Annotated in this window: 19 protein-coding genes; 16 read left to right on the forward strand and 3 right to left on the reverse strand. The window is 30.0% G+C overall.

Annotation, left to right across the window (positions count from 1 at the left end; all coding sequences use genetic code 11):
* Positions 1 to 4 precede the first annotated feature (4 nt).
* From ruvX to sigK, 14 genes are all read left to right on the forward strand, one after another.
* Positions 5 to 415, forward strand: a complete 411-nt coding sequence (gene ruvX, locus C3E89_RS12520; protein WP_236913276.1) for a Holliday junction resolvase RuvX — start codon at positions 5 to 7, stop codon at positions 413 to 415.
* 12 nt (positions 416 to 427) lie between these two features.
* Positions 428 to 679 (forward strand): DUF1292 domain-containing protein, encoded by a 252-nt coding sequence (locus C3E89_RS12525; RefSeq protein ID WP_236913277.1) that lies wholly within the window; start codon positions 428 to 430, stop codon positions 677 to 679.
* Positions 680 to 747: 68 nt separating this feature from the next.
* Entirely contained in the window at positions 748 to 1,185 is a 438-nt protein-coding gene (locus C3E89_RS12530) for a Fur family transcriptional regulator (protein WP_236913278.1), read from the forward strand.
* A gap of 98 nt (positions 1,186 to 1,283) precedes the next feature.
* Positions 1,284 to 2,948 (forward strand): ribonuclease J, encoded by a 1,665-nt coding sequence (locus C3E89_RS12535; protein WP_236913279.1) that lies wholly within the window; start codon positions 1,284 to 1,286, stop codon positions 2,946 to 2,948.
* A gap of 114 nt (positions 2,949 to 3,062) precedes the next feature.
* Positions 3,063 to 3,368: a LysO family transporter gene (locus C3E89_RS12540; protein WP_236913280.1), complete on the forward strand. Its 306-nt coding sequence runs from the start codon at positions 3,063 to 3,065 to the stop codon at positions 3,366 to 3,368.
* The gene (locus C3E89_RS12545; RefSeq protein ID WP_236913281.1) at positions 3,358 to 3,945 is read left to right on the forward strand and encodes a lysine exporter LysO family protein; all 588 of its coding nucleotides are present in this window, start codon (positions 3,358 to 3,360) and stop codon (positions 3,943 to 3,945) included. The genes C3E89_RS12540 and C3E89_RS12545 overlap by 11 nt, the downstream gene beginning before the upstream one ends.
* Positions 3,946 to 3,962: 17 nt before the next feature.
* Complete coding sequence (locus tag C3E89_RS12550; RefSeq protein WP_236913282.1) at positions 3,963 to 4,301, forward strand: YlbF family regulator; 339 nt, start codon at positions 3,963 to 3,965, stop codon at positions 4,299 to 4,301.
* A 21-nt stretch (positions 4,302 to 4,322) separates the two neighbouring features.
* Entirely contained in the window at positions 4,323 to 4,808 is a 486-nt protein-coding gene (locus C3E89_RS12555; protein WP_236913283.1) for a QueT transporter family protein, read from the forward strand.
* A 96-nt stretch (positions 4,809 to 4,904) separates the two neighbouring features.
* A complete protein-coding gene (mltG, locus tag C3E89_RS12560; RefSeq protein WP_236913284.1) occupies positions 4,905 to 5,951 on the forward strand; it encodes an endolytic transglycosylase MltG in 1,047 nt (348 codons plus the stop codon).
* Positions 5,952 to 6,020: 69 nt separating this feature from the next.
* Positions 6,021 to 6,668: an O-methyltransferase gene (locus C3E89_RS12565; RefSeq protein WP_236913285.1), complete on the forward strand. Its 648-nt coding sequence runs from the start codon at positions 6,021 to 6,023 to the stop codon at positions 6,666 to 6,668.
* A gap of 5 nt (positions 6,669 to 6,673) precedes the next feature.
* Positions 6,674 to 7,903: a peptidase U32 family protein gene (locus tag C3E89_RS12570; protein WP_236913286.1), complete on the forward strand. Its 1,230-nt coding sequence runs from the start codon at positions 6,674 to 6,676 to the stop codon at positions 7,901 to 7,903.
* Positions 7,904 to 7,907: 4 nt separating this feature from the next.
* Positions 7,908 to 8,528: a uridine kinase gene (gene udk / locus C3E89_RS12575; protein WP_236913287.1), complete on the forward strand. Its 621-nt coding sequence runs from the start codon at positions 7,908 to 7,910 to the stop codon at positions 8,526 to 8,528.
* Between the two features lie 60 nt (positions 8,529 to 8,588).
* Positions 8,589 to 10,253, forward strand: a complete 1,665-nt coding sequence (locus C3E89_RS12580; RefSeq protein WP_236913288.1) for a peptidoglycan D,D-transpeptidase FtsI family protein — start codon at positions 8,589 to 8,591, stop codon at positions 10,251 to 10,253.
* Positions 10,254 to 10,315: 62 nt separating this feature from the next.
* On the forward strand, positions 10,316 to 11,014 hold the full coding sequence (gene sigK / locus C3E89_RS12585) for an RNA polymerase sporulation sigma factor SigK (RefSeq protein ID WP_236913289.1): 699 nt from the start codon (positions 10,316 to 10,318) through the stop codon (positions 11,012 to 11,014).
* Between the two features lie 23 nt (positions 11,015 to 11,037).
* Here the strand turns inward: sigK and C3E89_RS12590 are convergent, their stop codons facing one another.
* Positions 11,038 to 11,778, reverse strand: a complete 741-nt coding sequence (locus C3E89_RS12590; protein ID WP_236913290.1) for a polysaccharide deacetylase family protein — start codon at positions 11,776 to 11,778, stop codon at positions 11,038 to 11,040.
* A 67-nt stretch (positions 11,779 to 11,845) separates the two neighbouring features.
* Positions 11,846 to 12,499 carry a YhcN/YlaJ family sporulation lipoprotein gene (locus C3E89_RS12595; RefSeq protein WP_236913291.1) on the reverse strand — a complete coding sequence of 218 codons (654 nt, stop codon included), beginning with the start codon at positions 12,497 to 12,499 and terminating at the stop codon, positions 11,846 to 11,848.
* A 177-nt stretch (positions 12,500 to 12,676) separates the two neighbouring features.
* Between C3E89_RS12595 and aroE the strand changes: the two genes are divergently transcribed.
* Both aroE and C3E89_RS12605 read left to right on the forward strand, forming a co-directional pair.
* Positions 12,677 to 13,543, forward strand: a complete 867-nt coding sequence (aroE, locus tag C3E89_RS12600; protein WP_236913292.1) for a shikimate dehydrogenase — start codon at positions 12,677 to 12,679, stop codon at positions 13,541 to 13,543.
* 32 nt (positions 13,544 to 13,575) lie between these two features.
* Positions 13,576 to 14,601 (forward strand): GspE/PulE family protein, encoded by a 1,026-nt coding sequence (locus tag C3E89_RS12605; protein ID WP_236913293.1) that lies wholly within the window; start codon positions 13,576 to 13,578, stop codon positions 14,599 to 14,601.
* On the opposite strand, the gene C3E89_RS12610 is transcribed toward C3E89_RS12605, so the two are convergent.
* Positions 14,524 to 16,173, reverse strand: coding sequence for a recombinase family protein (locus tag C3E89_RS12610; RefSeq protein ID WP_236913294.1), 1,650 nt, complete (start codon positions 16,171 to 16,173; stop codon positions 14,524 to 14,526). The genes C3E89_RS12605 and C3E89_RS12610 overlap by 78 nt on opposite strands.
* Positions 16,174 to 16,202 lie beyond the last annotated feature (29 nt).

Below are 16,202 nucleotides of genomic sequence, written 5' to 3' on the forward strand. Positions count from 1 at the left end.
AAATATGGAGAGAATAATGGGATTAGATGTGGGAGACAAGACTATTGGTGTTGCAATTAGTGATCCCCTATTATTAACGGCTCAGGGGTATAAAACTATATTCAGAGAAAGCAATAAAAAGGATATTAAAGAGATAGAAGATATAATAGAAGAATGCAATATAACTAAAATTATAGTAGGTCTTCCGAAAAATATGAACAATACAATAGGAATTCAAGGCCAAAAGGTACTGGATTTTGTTGAGAAACTAAAAAGGAGAATTAAGGTAGAAATAATATTAGAGGATGAACGGTTGACTACCGTTTCTGCAGAAAGGATATTATTAGAGGGAGATGTAAGTAGAAAAAATCGCAAAAAAATAATAGATAAAGTTGCAGCTACTTATATTTTGCAAAATTATTTAGATAGAAATTAAGAGGGTGAAGATATGAATGAAAAAATAGTATTGCTGGATGAAATGGGTAATAGGATAGAGTTTCAGCTATTAGCTACTTTTGGATTAGATGACTATGAATATGCTGCTTTGTTACCGGTAGATGATATGGAATCTTTAACTTATTTATTAAGGATTGAATACGATGATGAGGGAGAACCAATATTAGTAGGCATAGATGATGATGACGAATTGAAAGACGTTATAAAAGTATACGAAGAAATACAAAAAGAAAAATTACAATAAATTCTATACTTGACAAGTAGAACCTATACTAGTATTCTATAATATAGGATTATAAGCGGGTGAAAAAAATGGATATTAATATGGAAGAAATGAAGGAAAGGTTTAAAGAAGAGGGTTATAAGCTAACTACCCAAAGACGAGCGATTTTGGACGCAATAATTGAGAATCATGAAAAACATTTAAATCCTGAAGAGGTTTATGATATTGTAAAGATTAATTATCCGGAGATCGGAATTGCTACAGTCTATAGAACTTTACAATTATTAGAAAAATTAAATATTATCTATAGAGTAAACTTTGATGATGGGTATAACAGGTATGAGTTAAATTGTGATTCGGATAACCATCACCATCATCATCTAATATGCCTAAGATGTGGAAAAGTGATGGAAGTAAAACTAGACCTATTGGAAAACTTAGAAAATGAGATCGAAATTGAGAATAGTTTTAAAATTGTGGACCATAATGTTAAATTTTTTGGGTACTGTGCTGATTGCCAACAATGAATCCCATTTGGGATTCATTTTTTTAGGAAGATTTTACAGTGATCTTATGGTTTATATGCTATGAAAATTGGAGAAATTAATATAAGGGAGATGATAAAGTGGCGAAAAAAACAAATAAATTAAAGATTATTCCATTAGGCGGATTGGGAGAAGTTGGTAAGAATATTACCGTTTTAGAATATAAAGATGATATTATTGTTATAGACTGTGGTTTAACCTTTCCAGAAGATGAAATGTTAGGAATTGATGTGGTAATACCTGATATTAGCTATCTTTTAAAAAATAAAGATAAAATTAGAGGTATTATATTAACTCACGGACATGAAGATCATATAGGAGGGCTACCTTATGCCCTTGCAAAATTAGATTTACCCGTTTATGGAACAAAATTGACTTTGGGATTAGTAGAAAATAAATTAAAAGAACATAAACTGGATAAGGTTAATTTAATTGAGATAAAAGCAAATGATAAGATTAAATTAGGCTGTTTTACAGTTGAGTTTATTAAAACTAGCCATAGTATACCTGATAGTATTGCTTTAGCCATAAATACACCTATGGGTACCGTAGTTCACACTGGTGACTTTAAGATTGATTTTACACCTATTAATGATAATTTAATCGATTTGCATAAATTTGCTGAAATAGGTAGCAAGGGAGTACTAGTTCTATTAGCTGATAGTACTAATGTGGAAAGGCCAGGATATACTATGTCGGAAAAAACAGTAGGAGATACTTTTAACGATATTTTCCTAAAGGCACCTGAGAGAATTATTGTTGCAACTTTTGCTTCTAATGTGCATAGGGTTCAGCAGGTTATTGATGCTGCAGAACTTTATAATAGAAAGGTAATAGTTTCTGGTAGGAGCATGGTAAACACAATTAATGTGGCCTATGATTTAGGATATTTAAGGATAAAAGATGGGACTTTGATTGATATTAACGATATGCATAAATATCCTAATAATCAGATAGTAATCTTAACTACAGGTAGCCAGGGAGAACCTATGTCAGCTCTATCTAGAATGGCTTTTTCAGAACATAGAAAAATAGAATTGGTACCTGAAGATTTAGTAGTTATTTCTGCTTCACCAATTCCAGGGAATGAAAAAACTGTTTTTAGGGTAATTAATAAGTTAATGGAAATTGGTACAAAGGTTATCTATGAATCCTTGGCTGATGTCCATGTGTCAGGTCATGCTTGCCAAGAAGAGTTAAAATTAATCCATACCCTATTAAAGCCAAAGTTTTTTATACCTGTTCATGGAGAGTATAGGCATTTGAAAAGACATGCAGAGTTGGCCATGGAATTAGGTATGCCAAGAGAGAATATTTTCATTGCTAGTAATGGTTCAGTTATCGAATTTACTAAAAATTCTGGATCAATTAACCAATATGTTCAATCCGGTAATATATTAGTAGATGGTCTTGGAATTGGAGATGTAGGTAATATTGTATTAAGGGATAGGAAACATCTTTCTGAAGATGGTTTAATAGTTGTTGTAGTAACTATGAGTAAACAAGAAGGTAAGGTAATAGCAGGTCCAGATATTATATCTAGAGGATTTGTTTATGTAAGAGAGTCTGAAGATTTAATGGAAGAAGCAAGGGAAGTGGTAAGGGATGTTCTCTCCGAATGCGAAAAAAGGAATATTACCGATTGGGCAACTTTAAAGTCTAGTATAAGGGATGCTTTAAGAGGGTTTATATATGAAAGGATAAAAAGAAATCCAATGATTCTACCAATTATTATGGAAGTTTAATTAATTTAGTCCTAGTATATTCTTTCTGAATATACTAGGACTTTTTAAGGGCTTTGACTTGTTTATTTTATATGGATAATGGTATAATATAGAATTGACTAATGGAGGTAAGTTATGGGTATTCGCCTTTTAATTTATTTAATTATTTTAGGGATAGGAGCAGTATTAGGATATAAGGATAAAATAGGGACTAAATTGAGTAATAAACTTAATCTATTACAAAGTATTAGTTTATTTTTCCTTTTGTTTATCATGGGAATTAGAATTGGTCTAGATGAAAAAGTAATAAAATCTTTCTTTTCTATTGGATTGAGAGCTGTAATAATTGCAATTTTTACAATAATCATTACTATTTTAACTACAAAAATCATAACAAGGTTTTTTATTTTTAGGGAAGGTGAAAATAAAGTTGAGCCTTAAAATATTGTTATCTGTCATACTAGGAGTAGGTACAGGATATTTTTTGTTACCATCAAATTTTTTTCAATATACGGATATTATTATAGATATTGGATTATGTATACTATTATTTTTTGTCGGCATAGATATTGGGAAACAGAAAAATGTATTTAAAGAGATAGAAAAAATGGGATTTAAAATATTATTTATACCTTTTGGAATAATGGTAGGTGGTATAGGAGGGGGAGTTATAGGCGGTATTATACTTAAGATCCCTATACAAGAAGCAGCAGCCGTTGGATCTGGTCTAGGATGGTATAGCCTGTCATCTATGATGATTGCGAGTTATTCAACGGAACTTAGTGCTGTAGCTTTTTTAACAAATGTTGTTAGAGAAGTTATTGCATTAATTTTAGTACCTATTGTAGCAAAATATATAGGGTATATAGAAAGTGTCTCTATTTGTGGAGCAACAGCTATGGATACAGCTTTGCCAGTTATATCTAAAGCCACCGATTCTCAAACAACTATTATTGCATTTATATCTGGAATAATTTCTACTGTTTCAGTTCCTATTCTTTTATCAATAATATTGTAATCATAGGAGGGAATAATATGAATAATGTTTATGATCAAGCTCATAAATTAGCTAAGGCTATAAAAACATCGGAAGAATACAAAACCTACGTTGAAAAGAGAAAAGATGTTTATGCTAACGAAAGAAATAAGAAAATGGTAGAAGATTTTAAAAAGAAAGCTCTTGAAATTCAAATGGATCAAATGTCAGGTAAAGAAATAAAACAAGAAGATGTAGAAAAGTTAAGGAAATTAGAAGAGGTATTAATGTTAAATCCAACAATCAATGAGTTTTTAAATGCTGAATTAAGATTTTCTCAATTAGTTCAAGATGTAAGTAAAATCATTGGCGATGCTATAGATTTAGATAAGGATTAAATTTTTGAGGAGGTAGAAAAGGTGAATACGAAATACTTAACTAAAGCAAGTTTGATAGCAGGTATTTACTTAGTACTTGTCCTAATACAGATTCCAATGGGAAACCTTGCCTTTGGACCTATACAACTTAGAATTGCTGAAGGATTGACATTATTACCATTAGTAGAAACTGCAGCAATACCAGGATTATTTGTTGGTTGCTTGGTGGCAAATTTTTTACTTACCCCTTATTCAGCTTTTGGTCTAATAGATATATTAGGGGGAAGCTTAGTTACATTAATAGCAGCATATTTGACCAGTAAAATGCCTAATAAAGTTCTAGGCGCACTGCCACCTATAGTATTAAATGCAGTTATTGTATCTATTTGGGTATCTTATTTTACCAATATATCTTATTTGTATACTGTCCTTGGCATCGGCGCTGGTGAAACTGCATCGGTGGCTATTTTTGGTACATTAATATTATCTGTTTATAGTAAGGCAACTAAACATACCGAAAATCAATAATATTCTAGATATAATTATATGTTGATTGTTGTAATTAATTCATAAAAAATGTATAATAAAATAGATAAATGTATTATAAAAGGTGGAGATTATGTGTTGGATATAGCTAGGAGTAAGAAGAAAAGAAGAAAGAAATATAAGGGATTGCTATTTTTAATATTTATTATATTTACTGTGCTCCTAATAAGACAATATTATAAAAATGGGCTTATGGCGGTTGCTGCTGAAAATCCTACCGATATAAATATTCAAATACCTGCTGGTAGTAGCTCTAGTAAAATAGCAACTATATTGAAAGAAAAAGGTTTAATTAAAAATGAACTCATATTTAAAATAGCAGTTAAAAACAAAGACGCTGATGGTAGTTTAAAAGCAGGATCCTATACACTAAATACTGGCATGAATATTTATAAACTAATTGATGAATTATCAAAAGGTGGGAAAAATGATAATGTTATTAAATTCACTATACCTGAAGGCTATGAAATCCGTCAAATAGCTGATAGTTTAGCCGAGAAAGGTATTGTTGATAAAGATAGATTTTTAGAATTGGCTTCAGATAAGAAGAATTTTCAAGATAAATTTCCTATTCTGAAAGAATTAGAAGATGGTCAAGGTCTAGAAGGATTTTTGTATCCATCTACTTACGAGATTTATGTTGATACTACAGAGGAAGATATTATTGGCAAAATGATTTCTCAGTTTATTATGATATATGAAAATGATATAGAACCCAATAGGGAAGGTGTAGATTTATCATTAAATGAAATAGTGACTTTAGCTTCTATTATTGAAAGGGAAGGAAAATTAGATGAAGAAAGGGAACTTATTTCTGCAGTATTTCATAATAGATTAAAGTTGCAAATGCCTTTACAATCCTGTGCTACTGTTCAATATATATTAGGTGAGAGAAAAGAGGTATTATCAAAAAAGGATACAAAAATAGAATCTGATTTTAATACCTATATTCATCAAGGATTACCCCCTGCTCCAATAGCTTCACCTGGTAAAGAATCCTTAATTGCAGCTGTGAAACCAGCTGATGTAGACTATATGTTTTTTAGAACTAAAGAAGATGGCACAGGTGGACATACATTTTCTAGAACCTATGAAGAACATTTAAATGCAAATCCGAATAAATGAGATTTGATTTTCTAGAGATAATACGTGGTCTTAACCACGTATTAATTTATGCAAGGAGGTAAATTTATATTGACTCATATTAATGAAGAATATATAGAAGAATATATTAGAAATATATTGCCAAAACATAGTGGTTTTTTAATGGAAATGGAAGAATATGCAAATATCAATCATGTTCCAATTATCGAAAGAGAAGTTGCTCAATTGTTGAAAGTATTATTAAAAATATCTAAACCAAAAAACATACTGGAGATAGGAACAGCTATCGGATATTCAGCTCTTATTATGGCGATGTCAACCGACAATGATTGTAAAATTACGACTATTGAAAGAAGGACGGATATGGTAGAATTGGCAGAGAGAAATATCCAAAATACTGAGTATAAGGATAGGATAAAAATACTTCATGGAGAAGCTGAAGATATTATTCCTACATTAAAGGATAATTACGATTTTATATTTTTAGATGCTGCCAAGGGCCAGTATTTAGATTTTTTTAATAATTGTATAGATATATTGGAAAACAAAGGAATAATCATGTCTGATAATGTATTGTTTAAAGGGATGGTTGCTACTGATAAACTAGTTATTAGACGAAAAAAGACCATAGTTAAAAGGTTAAGACAATATTTAAAATATATTAATAACCTAGAAGGATATGAATCTTGTATAATTCCAATTGGAGATGGAGTGGCTTTAACATTTAGGGAGGAGTGAAAGTTTTGAAAAAACCAGAATTATTGGCACCAGCTGGGGATTTAGAAAAATTGAAGATGGCAATAATTTATGGAGCAGATGCAGTATATTTAGGGGGCGAACAATTTGGGCTAAGGAAAGCTTCAAAAAACTTCAGTATAGATGAAATCAAAGAAGGTATAGAGTTTGCTCATAGTAGAGGAAAGAAAATTTATGTAACTATGAATATAGTTCCACATAATGAAGATTTGATAGGGCTAGAAGATTATGTAACTAAATTATACCAAGCAAAAGTCGATGGAGTGATTGTATCAGATCCTGGTATATTTTCCATAATAAGAAGAACTGTCCCAGATTTACCTATCCATTTGAGTACACAAGCTAGTGTTACCAATTATGAAACTATAATGTTTTGGTATGATCTTGGTATTAGGAGAATTGTTTTAGCTAGAGAATTGTCCCTTAATGAGATTAAAGAAGTTGTTGAAAGATGTCCTAAAGATTTAGAGATCGAAACTTTTGTACATGGAGCTATGTGTATTTCATATTCTGGAAGATGCTTATTAAGTAATTATATGGCAGGCAGAGACGCTAACCGAGGCGATTGTGCCCATCCATGTAGATGGAAGTATAATTTAGTTGAAGAAAAACGGCCTGGAGAATATTTTCCAGTAGTTGAAAATGAAAAAGGAACTTTTATTTTTAATTCAAAGGATTTATGTATGATTGAGCATATACCAAGTTTAGTAGAAGCTGGTATTAAAAGCTTTAAAATAGAAGGAAGGGTTAAAAGTTCCTATTATGTAGCGACTGTAATTCGTTCTTATAGAATGGCTATAGATGCCTTCTTTGCAGATCCCGAAAACTATGTTTTTAAAGAGGAATGGCTTGATGAAATCAAGAAGGCTAGTCATAGAGATTTTACTACTGGATTCTATTTTGGGAAACCTACGGAAGAGGATCAAGTATATACCTCTAGTTCATATATTAGAGGATATGATTATGTAGGTCTTATACTGGATTATGATGAAGAAAACAAATTAGCTACTATTGAGCAAAGAAATAGGATATTCGTTGGAGATACAGTTGAAGTATTTGGCCCTGGTAAAGAACATTTTACACAGACCATTGAAAAAATGTGGGATGAGGAGGGAAGGGAGATTGAGGTTGCTCCTCATCCTCAACAGATAATCAAGATAAAGATGAAAGAACCAGTGAAATCTTGGCATATTATTAGAAAGAGCAGGGAGGATTGATCTAATGAATAAAGGATTACTTATTGGCATTGCAGGAGGAACTGGTTCTGGTAAGAGCACTGTTTCTAAGGAGATATTAAAAACTATTCATAGAAAGAATGTGGTTATTATTGAGCAGGATTCATATTATAAAAATCAAAGCCATTTATCTTTTGAAGAAAGGGTTAATACCAATTATGATCATCCTTTTGCTTTTGACAACGATCTTTTATTGAGACATTTAAAGGATCTTTTAAGCAATAAACCAATAGAAAAGCCTATTTATGATTTTGAGCAGCATACTAGAAAAAAGGAAACAATAACTGTATATCCTAAAGAAATAATTATTTTGGAAGGGATATTGATCTTAAATAATGAAGATATTCGAAACCTTTGCGACATAAAGGTGTTTGTTGATACTGATTCAGATGTAAGAGTTATTAGACGAATAGTAAGAGATATAAAGGAAAGGGGCAGAACTTTAGACTCAGTTATCAATCAGTATATGACTACAGTTCGACCTGCACATCTTCAGTTTGTTGAGCCTACTAAAAAGTATGCGGATATAATTATTCCTGAAGGTGGATATAATAAAGTTGCAATTGATATAATAGCTACAAAGATTAATTCAATATTAAATAAATAGAGATTATATAACCCCAATCAATTGGTAATACTATAATTATTAATTGATTGGGGGATTTTTATGAGGAGATTTCAGAAAAATATAATACATAGCAGGATATTAAAATATCTTATAATCTGTATTTTAGCTTTTGTATTACTTATTGGTAGGCTATATTGGATTCAAATAAAAAAGCATGATTGGTTAAATACTCAAGTTTTAAAGCAGAGAGGCAAAGAGATAAATATATACCCTAATAGAGGTATAATCTATGATAGGAATTTAATTCCTCTTACTAATAGAGAAAAGATTACAGCCTTGTTTGTATTGAAAGATAATCTTATAAAGGATCAAAGAATAATTAATTTTATATTAAAAAATAGTAGCTTAAAGGAAAGTCAATTAAAAGAGTATTTGAAAACTGAGGAAAAGATCATAGAAATACCTTTAGTGGACTTAACTTCTAAATATAATTATAAGGATAATAAAAATATGCTAATAAGCGAAAAGACATTAAGATATAGTAATGAAAATATTCTTTCTCATGTAATTGGGTATATTAATAAATCTGAGAATAGGGGAGAAGCAGGTATTGAAAAAGTTTATGACGAAATTTTAAAAAATAGTAAAAGAGGAAATTCATTATTTATTGAACTGGATGATAGAGAAAATATTTTCCTTGGTAGTAGCTATATTACAAGTAAAAAAAATGACTCTTTAGAACCTACTGGAGTAAAATTGACCATAGATTACCATATACAAGCAATTGTTGAAAAAGTACTTGATCAGATGGAATTAAATGGAGCAGTTATAGTAGTTGATGTAAAATCTGGTGAAGTTAGAGCTTTAGCTAGTAGACCTAATTTTAATCAGCGAGATGTAGATGAATATTTAAACAGAGATGATATGGTATTGTATAATAAAGCAGTACAAGTTGCTTATCCACCAGGGTCTCTATTTAAATTAGTTGTTCTTTTAGCAGCATTAGAACAGAATACTGATTATTTAAAAAATGCTTACTATTGTAAGGGATATGAAGAAATAGGCAGTACAATTATTAAATGTAATAGGGAAGAAGGGCATGGACTTATTAACTTAAAAGAAGCTTTTTCAAAATCATGTAACTCTGCTTTCATTCAATTGGGACAACAGGTTGGTAGCACTAATATAATCAATATGGCAAAAAAGCTTGGACTAGGAGATAAAATAAATATTGGCTTATTAGAAGAAATAAAAGGGAATCTTCCAAAGGGAGATGAGTTACAAGGTCCGGCAATTGGGAACATTTCTATAGGTCAGGGTAGTATTGAAGTTACTCCAATTCAAATAACTAATATGATGGCTATTGTAGCCAATAATGGTATTAAGACAGGTATAACCATTGTAGATGGGATTACTAGTGAAGACGGATATATTATAAAAAAATATAACCGAGAGACACCAAAAAGAGTTATATCTGAAAATAGTTGTGAAATATTAATGGAATATCTAATAGATGTAGTAGAGAATGGAACTGCTAGAAATATAGAATTAGAAAATGTTGGCGGTGCTGGTGGTAAAACTGGCTCTGCTCAAGCAATATTAAATAGAAAAGAAACTATTCATGGTTGGTTTTCAGGCTTTTATCCTAAGAATGATCCTAAATATGTAATTACTGTTTTAGTTGAGGAGGGTATTTCAGGTTCAAGGACAGCTGCTCCAGTTTTTGAAAGTATTATAAAAGAAATATATAAGATAAATAGATAGGACTAGCACCAGCACTCTTCTTCATACATATACTTTAGTATGGGGAGAGTGGAGGTGCCTTTATGATTACTCAATGGATTTTTTCTTTAGGAGGGTTAATGAAACCCTTTTTAATATTCTCTGGGTATGTTTCTAATACCAATTCATTTCCAAGACCTCTTAACAAAGAGGAGGAGGCATATTATTTAAAAAAATGTGCTGCTGGAGATGAGAAAGCACGAAATATATTGATTGAAAGAAACTTAAGATTGGTTGCTCATATAGTAAAGAAATATAATAATACTGGAAAAGATATTGATGATTTGATTTCAATAGGAACAATTGGCCTAATAAAAGCTATATCAACTTTTGATATTAATAAAGGCACAAGACTAGCCACATATGCTGCAAGGTGTATAGAAAATGAAATCTTAATGACAATACGATCTAATAAAAAATCAAAGGGAGAAGTATCACTGCAAGAACCTATAGGAATAGACAAAGAAGGTAATGAAATATCGCTATTAGATATATTAGGAACTGATACAGACGATATACTAGATGAAGTACATTTAAAACTTCAAACTAAAAGATTGTATCAGGCTATTAATAAAGTACTAAAAGACAGAGAAAAGAAAATTGTTGAGCTAAGATATGGATTAGTAGATGGAGGCTGTAAAACCCAAAGGGAGATTGCTGCCATGTTGGGTATTTCTAGATCTTATGTTTCTCGAATAGAAAAACGTGCTATAGAAAAACTAAATAGAGCTTTAAATAATTAAAATCCAGTGAATAACTGGATTAATTATTTACCTAAATTTAAATTTTCCATATTTATTAATTCTGAAACTGTAACAAATCTGTAGCCTCTATTTTTTAGTTCAGGTAGAATTTTCTTTAAGGCTTCTACTGTATTACTTTTATTAAAATAGACATAATCATGAAATAAGATAATGTCTCCATTTTTTATATTTGAGAGAGTAGTACTTACTATTTTATCGATCTCTGGGTTACTCCAATCTTTAGAATCTTGATGTGCAGACCAAAGCACTATTACTGAATCATTTGATTCTATTATATCAATAGTATTATTATTAAAAGAACCATAGGGAGGTCTAAATAATTTAGGTCTATTGTTAGTCAATTTAGCAATAATATTTTGTGTTTTTTCATATTCCCATATTAATTCTTCTTTAGTGACTTTTTCAGTATTAATATGGGAATAGGTATGATTACCAATCTCGTGTCCTTCCTCCGATTGACGTTTTATAATATCGGGGTATGCTTCTGCCAACTTTCCTAAAACGAAAAAGGTGGCTTTTACATCGTATTCTTTTAGTAGATCTAGAATTTCGTTAGTATATCTAGGATGTGGTCCATCATCAAAAGTTAATGCAATTACTTTTTCTCTTCTTGAACCCTGATTAACTACTATACTATGATTATTATTTAAATTAATAGCAGCAATGGAAAAAGGATATATTATTGACAAAACTAAAAAAATATTTAGTAACAAAATTAAAAGTAATGGTATTTTCTTTTTCATAATATTCACCCTTAATATTTTGTATTTAAGTAAAGTAATATGTAAAATAAATCCGGAAATTCCGGATTTATTTTACTGGAGTAATTCTCCTTAATATTTCTTGAAATTCTCTAGCAAACCCAGTTATTGGTCTTCCATTTCCAATATCCCTTGCCATTGTAGATATTCTTGTAAATAAGTCAGGATCTGCTGTTACGCTTACATTTGTAATATTATTATCCATATTTTTTACAGTATTTTCTATTTTTTGTTTTAAATCTGTAGTCATTTGACCTTCTAAATTGTTCTTCATATCAACTCCTACTATTGCCGTATTTCCACTTAACAATACTGAACATCTATTTACCTCATTTAAATTGGCTATTCTTTTAGCAATAGCATTTGCTCTTGTTGACATATTATTAGTATTATTTGTATTTCTTGGTGAAATATCTGTTGTAGTATTTGGTCCTAGATCTGTATTTCTTCTAGCTAAGTTATTAGGAGTGGTTCTATCCATATTCGTTATATTATCCATATTCCTTCTATCGATTCCAACTAAATTGTTATTGTTTCTTCTATCCATACCTAACATATTGTTGTTTCTTCTTAAACCCATATTATTGTTAGGGGTTTCTCGACCTATTCGAGTTTGTGTTCCTGGTCGATTTACTGTACAGCCAATTGTTGCTAACACTAAGGCAAGAACAACAGCTAAAAATAAAATTTTATTTTTTTTCAAAATGTTCACCTCCTATATCTATTTTTGCTTTTTTAAGATTTTTTATTAAGGCTAATTTTTAAGTTATATGTAAAAAAGAAGGAATAAGCAATCATAACAGATCATATCATAAATGATAATATATTAATAAAATTAAAATCTGATATAATATATAATAATAATTAAGGAGGAAATACAATGTATACAGAATGGAATCAAGATGTCTATTGTCTAATAGGAAATCCAGTTTCAAAATCCTTATCACCAATAATTCATAATAACTACTATAAAATTATTAGGAAAAATAATATATATTTAACTTTTAATATAGAAGAAAAAGATTTGGATAATGTGGTAAAAAATTTTAAAGCTTTAAATATTAAAGGATTTAACGTAACCCTACCTCATAAGATAAATATTATTAATTATTTAGACTCTATCTCTAAAGAGGCAAGAATTTTAGGAGCTGTAAATACAGTCAATAATGAAAAAGGAAAACTAGTAGGATACAATACAGATGGTATTGGATTTATAAAATCTTTGGAGCTAGAAAATATTGACATAAAGGGAAAAACTATATTGATTTTAGGTGCTGGTGGTGCAGCAAATGCTATTTCTACCTCTTTAGCAATGGAAGGAACTAAAAAGATAATTATAGGTAATAGAACTTTATCTAAAGGGAAAAAACTAGCAATAAAACTGAAAAATAAGTTTCCAAAAGTTCTAGTGGAATATGATAATTTACAACTTAAAAAGATTGAAAAAGGCAGAATCAATATGATTATAAATTGTACTTCTGTGGGTATGTATCCTAATGTTAATATAACCCCTATAAGTTTAGATGGATTTTCTTATAACTTAATTGTATATGATATTATCTATAAACCTATAAAGACAAAGTTATTAGAACTGGCAGAAACAAGAGGGTATTATACTATAAATGGTCTCTCTATGCTAATAAATCAAGCTTTATTTAGTCAGGAGATATGGCTTGGGAAAAAAGACAATAATTATGCTTATAATTATAATAAAATAAAAAGGATTTTGGAAACTTATGTTGAATAATATATTAAATAATAGAATGAATAGGTGAAAAGATGAAAACATCGAATTTAAAACTTGGAGAGCTTTTACTATATTCTGGAAAGATTACTAAGGAACAACTAAATAAAGCCCTAAATAGACAAGGGGAAAGTAATGAAAAGATTGGTGAGATTTTAGTCAACGAAGGATATGTTTCTAAAAATGATATAATAGAAATTTTGGAATTTCAATTAGGAATACCTCATGTAGATTTAGATAAATTTATAATAAACCCAGAAGTAGTTTTTGAAATTCCTGAGAATATTGCTAGAAGGTATGATTTAATAGCAATTGATATTAGAGGGAATATGCTTATGGTAGCTATGGCAGATCCATTAAATATCTTTGCTATTGATGATATGAAATTATATACTAATTATGAGATACAACCTGTAATTTCTGATAAAGATAGCATTAGAAATAATTTAGATAAATATTATAGAAAAGAAGTTACAGAAAAAGTTCTAGAGGAATTTACTAAAACTTATAATTATAAAGATTTCAATGACTTGGAGGATGAGGAATTACTAGAAGTAAGTGCTGCTCCTGTTGTTAAATTAATTAACTCTATTATTGAACAAGCTGTAGAAATGAGGGCAAGTGATATACATATTGAACCCTGGGATTCGGATATAAAGATTAGGTTTAGGATAGATGGGGATTTGACTGAAATTATGAAACTGTCAATCAATAGTCTGTCTGCTTTGGTAACTAGAATTAAAATAATGGGTAGAATGGATATTGCGGAAAAAAGGATTCCTCAGGACGGTAGGGTAGAGGCTAAAGTTAATGGTAAAGAAATTGATATGCGTATTTCATCTATTCCAACTGTATATGGAGAAAAAATAGTTTTAAGATTATTGGATAGAAGTAACTTTATGTTTACAAAGACTGAGCTAGGTTTTAAAGAAGAAAATTTGAAAATATTTGATAAAATTTTACAACAACCTTATGGAATGATATTAGTAACTGGTCCTACTGGAAGTGGTACAAAACTTAGATACTTCAATATTTCTAGTAAATATTTTAATCCCAACTAGTTCCTTTTCTCCATCCCAATACACATTTTCTACAATGGTTTGTATAAAATATTTCTTTTGCTTATTATCTAATGTATTGGCTATTTCTGCAAAATTTATAATATTATTTACTACCAGGTTAAAGTTTTCTGCATCTTTATTTATTTTTTCAGCTTTATCTTCTAATTTTGATATTTGTTCTTCTAGATCCTTTACTTCTTTATCTTTAGATTCTATTTGAGGTAAAATATATTTACTTGCAACAGCACTCTTAGATACTTCACCAACAAGGTTATCTATTTCTTCTAGGAGCTTTTCTTTCTTGTTTTTAAGCTCACTTAATAGATTAGCATTAGTAGAAGTATTATCGTTCTTTTTTAAGGCTTCTAGTTCCTCTAAGAGCATATCTTTGTTTTCAGCTAATGCCAATATTTTATTTATAACAGTATATTCTATATCCATCCCATTAACATTATTATTATCGCATTTATCCTTGGCGGAAATAGTTTTAAGGTTACAGACATAATAGTGCGGAGCAGTACCGTCTTTACGTTTTCTTCCATACATTACATTCATAGCAGATCCGCAGTATTTACACTTCAAAATTCCACTTAATAATGCAACACTAGAAGTTCCTTCTCTTGGAATTTTAATGCTGTTTTTATCAAGTTTATATTGCACTTCTAACCATTTTTCTGGACTTATAGAGCCTTCATGTTTAGCAACTGCAGCTATCCATTCATCTATATTATTTTGTATACCATTTTTGTTAGTTTTATTGTATACCAATATTCCTTTTTTGTTATTTAACCTATCCTGTCCAGCAACCTCAATACCTTTGGATTCTAAATATTCAACAACTTTCTCATTAGCTTTAACATAAGCTGGATTACGCAGTATATCGGACAAAGCCCTGCTAGAATAATAGGATCTATTTCTTGTTTTAAAATCGTTTTGGATTAAATATTTTCTTAACTTGTGGATAGAACCTAATTCTAAATACTTATCATAAAAGAATTCAACGGTTTTCATTTCTTCTTTTACAGGCTCTAGGACAGTAAGAGACCTTTCTTTAAACTCTTCATCTAAATACGTTATCTTTTTTGTTTCAAATCCTAATGAAGGGATACCTCCTAGCCATCTTCCAGTCTTTGCAAGCTCTAGCATATTATCCTTAATTCGTTCTGCTATGGTTTCACGTTCAAGCTGGGAGAAAACAGAGGCTATGTACATCATTGCACGGCCCATAGGAGTACTAGTGTCAAATTGTTCTTTAATCGATACGAAAGCAATATTATGATCATTTAATTCTTCTATAGTATTAGAAAAATCAGCCACATCCCTTGAAACTCTATCTAATCTATAGCATATAAGAACATCAAACTTTTTATCTTTAGCATCCTGCATCATTTTAAGAAATTTGGGCCTATTAATATTACCTCCTGAAAAACCTTCATCTTCATAAATGATTATATCCTCTTCACTGCATTCAAAATGTTTAAATGCATAATCTTTACACATTTCTATTTGATTTTCTATAGAATCACCTTTACCAGTGAATTTAGATTTACGAGAGTAGATTGCAATTTTCATAAATATCCCCCTTCAAAACATATGTTTAT

The organism is Clostridium sp. Cult1 (genome assembly GCF_021655095.1).
Taxonomy (GTDB): domain Bacteria; phylum Bacillota; class Clostridia; order Tissierellales; family Tepidimicrobiaceae; genus Schnuerera.